Source organism: Psychrobacter sp. CMS30 (genome assembly GCF_904846565.1).
GTDB classification, from domain to species: Bacteria; Pseudomonadota; Gammaproteobacteria; order Pseudomonadales; family Moraxellaceae; genus Psychrobacter; species Psychrobacter maritimus.
Map to the genome: position 1 here is coordinate 1 of NZ_CAJHBF010000039.1, position 8833 is coordinate 8833.

Annotated in this window: 12 protein-coding genes; 8 read left to right on the forward strand and 4 right to left on the reverse strand. The window is 39.9% G+C overall.

Annotated features, from left to right (window positions below; genetic code table 11):
- The 3 genes from JMX94_RS12930 to JMX94_RS12940 all read left to right on the forward strand — a co-directional run.
- The coding region (locus JMX94_RS12930) for a SulP family inorganic anion transporter (protein ID WP_201565982.1) at positions 1 to 1294 on the forward strand (1294 nt) is incomplete at its 5' end.
- Between the two features lie 88 nt (positions 1295 to 1382).
- A complete protein-coding gene (locus JMX94_RS12935; RefSeq protein ID WP_191692524.1) occupies positions 1383 to 2246 on the forward strand; it encodes a universal stress protein in 864 nt (287 codons plus the stop codon).
- 261 nt (positions 2247 to 2507) lie between these two features.
- Positions 2508 to 2960 (forward strand): hypothetical protein, encoded by a 453-nt coding sequence (locus tag JMX94_RS12940; RefSeq protein ID WP_227673653.1) that lies wholly within the window; start codon positions 2508 to 2510, stop codon positions 2958 to 2960.
- 81 nt (positions 2961 to 3041) lie between these two features.
- Here JMX94_RS12940 and JMX94_RS12945 read toward each other — a convergent pair whose 3' ends face one another.
- The 3 genes from JMX94_RS12945 to mobC all read right to left on the reverse strand — a co-directional run bounded on the left by JMX94_RS12945 (position 3042) and on the right by mobC (position 4783).
- Positions 3042 to 3227, reverse strand: a complete 186-nt coding sequence (locus JMX94_RS12945; RefSeq protein ID WP_191692525.1) for a hypothetical protein — start codon at positions 3225 to 3227, stop codon at positions 3042 to 3044.
- A 70-nt stretch (positions 3228 to 3297) separates the two neighbouring features.
- Positions 3298 to 4428 (reverse strand): relaxase/mobilization nuclease domain-containing protein, encoded by a 1131-nt coding sequence (locus tag JMX94_RS12950; protein WP_191692526.1) that lies wholly within the window; start codon positions 4426 to 4428, stop codon positions 3298 to 3300.
- Positions 4418 to 4783: a plasmid mobilization relaxosome protein MobC gene (gene mobC, locus JMX94_RS12955; protein ID WP_191692527.1), complete on the reverse strand. Its 366-nt coding sequence runs from the start codon at positions 4781 to 4783 to the stop codon at positions 4418 to 4420. Before mobC ends, JMX94_RS12950 begins: the two co-directional genes overlap by 11 nt.
- Positions 4784 to 5012: 229 nt before the next feature.
- On the opposite strand from mobC, the gene JMX94_RS12960 reads away from it, so the two are divergent.
- Positions 5013 to 5453, forward strand: a complete 441-nt coding sequence (locus JMX94_RS12960; protein ID WP_225211749.1) for a hypothetical protein — start codon at positions 5013 to 5015, stop codon at positions 5451 to 5453.
- 242 nt (positions 5454 to 5695) lie between these two features.
- A complete protein-coding gene (repM, locus tag JMX94_RS12965) occupies positions 5696 to 6646 on the forward strand; it encodes a replication initiation protein RepM (RefSeq protein ID WP_181717048.1) in 951 nt (316 codons plus the stop codon).
- An 8-nt stretch (positions 6647 to 6654) separates the two neighbouring features.
- Here repM and JMX94_RS12970 read toward each other — a convergent pair whose 3' ends face one another.
- Positions 6655 to 7155 carry a hypothetical protein gene (locus JMX94_RS12970; RefSeq protein WP_181717049.1) on the reverse strand — a complete coding sequence of 167 codons (501 nt, stop codon included), beginning with the start codon at positions 7153 to 7155 and terminating at the stop codon, positions 6655 to 6657.
- 241 nt (positions 7156 to 7396) lie between these two features.
- Here JMX94_RS12970 and JMX94_RS12975 point away from each other — a divergent pair, with 241 nt between their 5' ends.
- The 3 genes from JMX94_RS12975 to JMX94_RS12985 all read left to right on the forward strand — a co-directional run.
- Positions 7397 to 7651, forward strand: a complete 255-nt coding sequence (locus JMX94_RS12975; protein ID WP_082894387.1) for an excalibur calcium-binding domain-containing protein — start codon at positions 7397 to 7399, stop codon at positions 7649 to 7651.
- Entirely contained in the window at positions 7636 to 8034 is a 399-nt protein-coding gene (locus JMX94_RS12980) for a hypothetical protein (protein ID WP_191692530.1), read from the forward strand. The genes JMX94_RS12975 and JMX94_RS12980 overlap by 16 nt, the downstream gene beginning before the upstream one ends.
- A 593-nt stretch (positions 8035 to 8627) precedes the next feature.
- Positions 8628 to 8833: SulP family inorganic anion transporter (locus tag JMX94_RS12985; protein WP_201565983.1), on the forward strand; the 206-nt coding region annotated here is incomplete at its 3' end.

The following is an 8833-nucleotide window of genomic DNA, read 5'->3' on the forward strand; positions in this document are numbered from 1 at the left end:
AACCGGCGCGATGGCATTACTCATGGTCACGCTGGTTAGGGAGCATGGTTTGCAGTATTTGCTAGCAGCCAGTGTCTTGACAGGGGTGATACAGATTATCTTTGGCTTTTTGAAGCTGGGTAATTTGATGAAGTACGTCTCTCAATCTGTCATCCTTGGCTTTATCAATGCTTTGGCGATTTTGATTTTTATGTCACAGATTCCGGAGCTTATGCCGCAAGCAGGCTCAAATCTAGTCCACGTCTATGGTCTGGTGGCTCTCGGTTTAATCATTATCTATGGTTATCCGTACATTCCTAAAATTGGTAAAATGATTCCATCACCGTTGGTCAGTATTGTACTGGTAACGGCGATAGCCATATTTTTGGGCGCAGAAGCACGTACCATCAACGATATGGGTCAACTGCCGGATACCTTACCGATATTTTTACTACCTGATATTCCTCTTAATCTAGACACCTTGTTGATTATTTTGCCGTATGCGATCAGTCTTGCAATTGTTGGTTTGCTTGAGTCTATGATGACCATGACCATCGTAGATGACTTGACCGATACCAAAGGTGACCGTACCCAAGAGTGTAAAGGTCAAGGTATTGCCAACGTCGTCAGTGGCTTTTTTGGTGGTATGGCAGGCTGCGCGATGATTGGACAATCTATCATCAATGTAAAATCAGGAGGTTTCACGCGCCTATCGTCATTAGTGGCGGGTGTATTTTTATTACTTCTGGTTGTATTTTTAAGTGACTGGTTAAAAATTATTCCGATGGCAGCATTAGTGGCTGTAATGGTTATGGTTGCTATAGGTACGTTTAACTGGGGTTCTTTTAAGGAGCTAAAAACCAAACCATTGCAAAGTAACATTGTTATGATTACGACGGTTGCTGTGGTGGTTGCGACTCATAACTTAGCATATGGCGTATTAATTGGTGTGCTGTTATCAGCCCTATTCTTTGCCAGTAAAATTGAACGCTATATGAGCGTACATACGCAATTAGATGAAGCAGAACGAACGCGTTATTACTTCGTCAATGGTCAAGTATTCTTTTCATCAGCAGAGCGTTTGATTGAGTCGTTCGATGTGAAAGAGTCTATAACCAAAGTCGTCATTGATGTATCAAAAGCGCATTTCTGGGATGTGACAGCCGTTGCCGCGATTGATCGAGTAATCATTAAATTTCGCCGTGAGGGTACTGAGGTTGAACTGATAGGTCTGAACGAAGCAAGCCAAGCGATGATAGAAAAGTTCGGCGTTCATGACAAACCTGACGCTGATCAAAGCTTAGGTGCTCATTAATAACGTCTACTAACGATAGTGTCCATCAAGCCTATTAGTTTTGGTGAAGTGGACATGGACACTCCAAATTAAAATTTAAGGACAAATAATGAACACAGAACAGCATATTTTAGCGTGTATCGATGGTTCAGCCGTGACGCAACCCGTTTGTGATTATGCAGCATGGTATGCGAGCAAATTGAACCTACCTGTCGGCTTACTACATGTGAGTGACGTTCCTGCTTCAAGCAGACGTGATTTATCAGGCGCGATAGGTGTTAACAGTCGCCAGCTCTTACTCGAGGAACTCACGCAACTGGACGAGCAAAGAGCAAAAATTGCTAATAGCTATAGCGATGCGTTGGTGAAAGATGCAAAAAGCCACATTCAAAGTCGATTCGATAGTGTGGACGTGAAAATTTATCAACGTCATGGCAAGCTGCTGCCAGCGATTGAACACTTCAATAGCAAAAACCGTGTCATCGTTATGGGACGACGCGGCGAAGATCACAAAGACAGTCGCATCAATATTGGTAGTCAAATCGAAACTGTGGCTCGTGCTTCTAGTGTGCCAGTTATGATCTGCTCAGAGACGTTTAAAGAACCCACCTCATATATGGTGGCGTTTGACGGTAGTAAGACAGCTATTAAAGCCGTCGATATTATTTCTAAAAGCCCACTATTAAAAGGCTTACAAGGGCATATCGTTATGATAGGTAATGATGATGAGACGTCTAAAAAAAGTTTGGCAGCAGCGACTGAGCAGCTAAAAACAGCAGGATTTACGATAGAAGCGCATCAGTTGTCCGCCTCTAATGCGGTTGATGGTTTATTGGCTTTTCAGCAACAAAATGCGGTCGATATTATTGTCATTGGTGCTTATGGTCATTCTAAACTCCAACAGTTATTTGTTGGCAGTACTACGACAAAGATCATCGCCAAGACGCTATCTCCGATTATTTTAGTACGCTAAGACATCAAACAATCACTTTGGCAAATCATTGCACCCATGATAGGCACTAAATTCGCTTAATTAGAATCGTTACTGATCTGATTAAGTGGGTTCTATTTTTTAGAACACCACCTATTTTTTTAAATGATTTAGTGAGCCTTTGCGCTCACTTTTTTATTATTTGTGTATTAAGAGTTCAGCATTTTTACTGAAAATGGCATTATCGAAATCGCTAGCACTATTATCTTAATAGTCTGTTTATTACGCTGTACACAGTATATAGTGCAGAGCCGTATCAAATTGGGTCGTTACTTTTGGCTGGCCTCAGTCTTGGTTTTCTTCGCTGTTATTCGTAGAGAGTTAAACCATCTGCCAGACTTGTTTATTTCTAGTGACTTCTTATTACTAAACCATTCCTATGACTGGTGGGAAGATATCGTACTCACAATTGTCTATATTCTTATGGTGGGCTTATTCGTTTATTCATGGCGTTATTGTTGGACAGTGCTAAAAAACACTCCTATCACGTTATATCTCGTGGTGGCAGTATTAGCCACAGTTCAATATATGGGAGAGAACGCCATCGTGTTCCCTCATGCCTTTGGCGCGATAATCGAAGAGCTGACCGAAGCAACTATTTATAGTATTGCTTTGGTTTATTTGTGGAATTTCAAGTTAATAGACTTTGAAGCCTGCTTATCAAATAAGCTAAATTTTGAGACAGTGACGCAGTAACAGTAGATACTTTATAGGGGCAAACTCGATGAGTGGCTAGCTAAACTAGCTTAGCCATATAAATAAAAGCGGATAGTAGCGTTAACAACCGTATTTATCTCCACAACAATCCTTTACTGTTAATTTGCTATACTCAAAGTAAGTATCGATATTCGTAACATAGCCATTTTTACCTAGCTCTTTGATAATGTTATCGAATTCTTGTGGATTATTATTTGCAAAGCTCTTTAAGTCTTTAAGAGCTTGTTTAGCCTTTTCAATAGTCATAAAACGCAAATCCTTGTTTTTTTATTAAGTAGCAAAAAAGTATATAACCATAAAATCCATTTATCACCTATCAAAACCTTGGTCTAAAACTCGGCCTATAAGTTTCTGTAGGAGCTGGTTTAGCTGATTCTAGCTCCTGTTGAACAGCTTTATCTGCCACTAACGGCTCAGGCGTGGCTAAATTCTGGTATCTCTCCTGATGATAAGCCTCTTTTATTTCTATCCCAGTGGCTAAGTGCTCCTTATCTGACTGCATGCGCTCGTTTCTGCTAGCTGTACGGTCATACGCAGAATGATCTTCTTCTTTCGCATCTGGTTCAAACTTGTAACCATCAAATCCTTTTTCAAACATACCGCCTTTGAGCCTAACACCCATTGGCTTGCCGTTCTTATCGGTTAGCTTATCGCTTGTCACCGATAACGTCTTCTCGCTATTACCTCGATTAATCTTCAAGCCCCACTGTTCTAGCCGACTTAGCACTCTTCGACGACTCATAGCGATACCATTTTGCCAATCCAGTAACAGACGACGTTTAATCGCTTCCTCTAATAGTTTACGGTTAGGAGGATTGGCGATAGTCTCCTCGTCCTTATCTGCATCTTTTTTCGTATACGCCTTTGCATCAAAAGGCGACGGACGCGGCGCATTACTGCTATATGGGTTAACTAGACGTTTGCGTTTAGGGTCATTAGGGTCACTTAACGGCTTACCCTTAATGGTTTTGACTTCTGAATTGATAATATTTTTCCAAGCGTTCACCCTTTTTTGATCTGCTGGCTCATAGTACGGCTGAAAAGCCTTACCTGATCGCAGTTCCTGACAGGGAATCACAAAGTTCAGCTCCAGTCGTCCGACAGGATGAGCGTCATCAATGTCTTTATCCGCATGCTCAACCCATAGTATATCGTACTGATCATTCTCTAACCCGCAGAATATGACCGCTTCAAACTCCTGCATAATGCGCTTTTTATCGGCTTCACTAATCTCATCCGCACGTTCACTAAAAGATAAGTACCCTGACTTATACTTAGTCTTGTGAGAGGTCGTGTTAATTAAGTGCTCAGTGAGCACAGGATCGCCGTACAGCACTTTTGCATGCGTTCTAGGTACCAAAGTACCCTTACTCCCTTTCTCTTTAAGAAGGTAGTCTAAAACGCCACTCGCTTTGCCTTTACCATGCTTAGAGAACTTAACAATCATCACCATCCCTCGCGGCTACTTTTGAGTATTCGATACTCGTCTCTATCAGCACATGCAACTGTTTCCTAATCGCCTTAATCTCATTAAGCACCTCGGCATCAACGTGCTTTTCGATATTCACATGCTTGGTCAGCTGATTAAGATTGCTACCGATTCTACCCAACTGACGCACCAATTCAGGATCAACTGGCTTAACAGGAGTAACCCCTAATGCCAATCCTCGTAACCAACTGGCCACCGTATTTTCGCGGTTTCTTTTCTTAATCTCAGCAAGTTCGTAGTCATTGACGCGAATCGCAATCTCTCTATTACGCTTGGCTCTCTTGTCAAGAACGGTAGGTTTTGGCTCAGTCATAACGATTACCTAGGTAAGGGTTTTAGGGGATTTTAAGGGGTCTCCCCTTAACCAGCTCACATGAGGGATAGGATAAGTATTACGTAGTAATAAATAGCCCCCTCTTGTGACTGCTGGCTTAATAAATACTAACATAAAATCTATATTTGTCTGTACCTATTTATTTTTTAATGACTGTACCTATAGATTGTCTATTGTGTGTACCTACATACGATAAATGACTGTACCTATGGTATTATTATTGTCTGTACCTATTCTAAAAGTGAGTGAGTTATTTATGGATAAGAGACGTAGGAATATGCAACGTTACAATGCGGTACGTTCTGCTCGAGTTGAAGCCATGATTGAGTTCTTAAAGGATATTGATTTTGGTGGTACTGAACTTTGCCAACTTGGTATAGAAGATGGGTATAGGTTAGAACGTGAAGTTAACTCTTATAGAGCTATGCAAATAGCTAGGTACTTTGGAGTTAATGTCAGTAAATCAAAATTAACTCAATTCTCTAAACCTAAAGATCATAGATACGATTTTACTGCTGCTCAGCTAATGGGCTATATCAGTGAGCATTATGATGAGCTGATGAATTACTGGGAATGGTTTGTACAACCAGCTATACGTAAAGCTAGAGAGAAGTATCCTATTGAAAAAGAATTAGAAAATAAGAAGTAAAAGGTTTTTAATGTTTTTAATAGCTTTTAAAAGCTTTTAAGTAGGCTGTATCCCTTTATAGTCAAGGCTTTTAGGTTAGATAAGCATACGTTTATACACCCATAGATATACGTTTATACACCCATAGATATACGTTTATACACCCATAGATATACGTTTATACACCCATAGATATACGTCTTTACAATCAAAGTATATTTATATACAATAAAAAATTGGAAGTATATATATACGGATTTTATATGACAAAAACTAGTATAGTAAGCAAAGCTAATGCGTTTATTGAGTCGGGCTATGCGATCAACTTAGTCGCTCAGCGTGTAATTATCTTAGCTATTATTGAAGCAAGAGAACAAGGAAGTATGTCTAAAATTGGAGGTGTCCACCGTATCAGAGCGTCTGATTACGGGAAGCATTTTGAATGTGATAAAACTACTGCTTATCGCTCACTGAAGTCTGCTTGTGAAAGTCTTTATGAAAGCGAGTTTGTTTGGACTGATAAGGATTCAAAGGGACGTGACAAGATAAATAAGTCCAGATTCGTGCAACGTGCTTCATATAGTGAGGGCGGGGGGTATGTAGAGGTTATGTTTGGAAATGACGTTATTCCACTGATAACAAGACTTAGTGAGAAATATACAGAGTACGAGCTACAACAAATAAAAGACCTAAATAGCATCTACGCATTGCGTATCTTTGAAATATTAATGCAGTGGAGTAGTGTTGGTAAAACCCCTCCAATTACAATTGGAAATTTACGTACTCGTTTGGGTATCGAAGAGCACCAATATAAAACTATGGGTAATTTTAAAAGTCGTGTTTTAGACCATGCTATTAATGAGATTAATGATAATACGAATATTACAGCGACTTATGAACAGCACAAAGAAGGCCGTAGAATTGTTGGGTTTACGTTCAAATTCAAAATAAATACTAAGCCTGAGAAAGCGACAGGCATAAAGAGAGATGGTGATACGCCTGATATGCTGACTCCTTTAAAAATGACAGATAAACAAAAGGGTGTGTTTGCGGCTAAGCTATCGAAAATGAGTGAGTTGTCTAACTATGCTAAGCAAGGTGAGGATTATAAAGCATTTGCTGAACGGATCGAAATTGAGCTTTTAGATGAAAGTAAGCATGCTTTTTACGTACCTTATCTCGATAAATTAGGTTTTCGGGCTTCGGCATCATAAGGAGATATTTAAAAACCCCACCATCTTTTCTTCTTCTCGGTAATAGCGGCTATTTCAGTATTCTGTTTTTGTTCGGATTGTATCTTATCATCGGTTTCAGATTGTCTGAATTCTAATAATCTCACTTGTGCTAAATCCTGGATACTAGCGTTGGCTTTATCCAGCGTTTTGTTTAACTGTCCTATCTGCTGCTGATAATTTTCAATTAACTTTTTTTGATCGCTTACTTGTTGGCTGAGGTGCTCATTCTTGAGCTTTTCAAGTGCTAATAGGTGTTCAATATCCGTATTGTACTGAACACTTTGACTGTTCAGAGGTGTACTTTGAACAGTGTCCACTGAACGTTCAGTACGTTTTTTAGAAATTGGCTCACCAAACACGCGCAACATTTCTGAAACGTCTATTTTCTTATCTGCTGTTCTAGAAAGCTCACCATCATTGACCTTCTGATAGATCGTGGTTCTTGATACACCCCATTCTTTTGCCGCTTTTGTCACCGATATGTTCATTGTTCACCTAGTGTTCAAGTACGTTTTTAGAAACTGTACAGTACAACTGTCCAGAACGTTCAGTGAACAACTATGGCATTAACCCGTCTATCAGGCAAATTATAAATAAACTGCTGTGTAAATCAGACGGTTGGTTATATAGCACTCACTTTATTGAACAAATATAGGGTATTATTAATGCTTGAAAGCAGTGTCTTAGGTCTTAAAGAAAGTAGGTTCTATGAAAAAATTTATTCTAAGTATGGCGTTATCTCTCTTTGCCTTATCTTCTCAGGCAGCAGTTACAGTCACTGATAATCCATTTTATAGTGATGTCGAGGTAGAACATCCGTTGTTTGCTAAAGGTGCTGGCGGCTCTCAATGCAAAGGCTTACCGCGCACTTGTGGGCAGATGGTTAGCTGTGAACAAGCCAAACAAGCACTCAAATGTGGAAATACCAAGCTAGATCGTGATAAGGACGGCGTACCATGCGAATCAATATGTCCAGGTGGTTAATTGCAGTAGCGTCTATCGTTATGATTGGGTGCAGCTCAGGCAATACAGAAGATGATCTGTATGGTTCAGGCTATATCGTAGTGAGTGAGCAGACATGGAGTAAATATTACACAACACCTTATCCGTTTACGGTGCCTGAGGGTGAGATTGCGTGTGCCTCAAATCCTTCCTTTGGTCGTGAGGTGTTTTTTCATCCTAAGGGTTACACCGATGAATCTTACGTTGGTATACCGCTTAATAAAGCAGCGGTAGATGGCTTAAAGCTAAGTCGTTTGACGCCAAATGTGCCTCATAGTGTCAAGGAAGGTGCTGATCTGCGTGAGGCCGTACAAATTGGGTTGAGAGTGTGTGATGAGCAAGAGGATGAGCTTGCGAATTATTAAGTTCGGTACCCTAGTGAGGACTTGAATCTTGGACTGTATGCTAATGATAGCAATAGTTTGAGTTATTGAAGTAACATCGGTGTACTTCATTGTGTACATCCAGTGAGTTTTTCGAGAGTGAATTGGCTTATTTTTGATTTCTATAAGTACTGTTATGGGAGTAATAGCCAGATATTTTTATTGACTGGTGCTATGTATGTTATAATTACGAGAAATATTACTCCTTTCATCTATAAAAGTCGTTTACTACAAAGATGAATATTCCGCCTTAACTGTTTGACCCCCTCCTAAGTAAATAATTGCTCCCTATAGCAATTTCTGTCATAGAGCGTTTTACGCTTTTTCCTGTGCACACGCACTGCTTTAATATTTGTATCTATAATCGATTTATCTATCGAGTCATTATAAACAAGCTATTAAAAGCAATTTATGACAATAACTCGCTAAATATAACGTTTCACATTTTCACATTCCTTGATTGGTAGGCATTATGCCTAGCTGAGAGTGTGTCAGACCTTTTATTTTAGATACCTCTTATCTTAGATATCGCGATTATTGACAGACTAAAGCAGTTCCTAAAAACTGAGTTAAACATGTTAACTACTATTAAAGAACATTGGTTGTCCAATGTTAGAGGCGATGTCCTAGCTGGTATGGTTGTCGCTCTAGCCCTTATTCCTGAAGCCATTGCTTTTTCGATCATTGCCGGTGTTGATCCTCAAGTTGGATTGTACGCCTCATTTTGTATTGCCGTAGTGATTGCTTTCGTTGGCGGACGTCCGGCGATGATTTCAGCCGC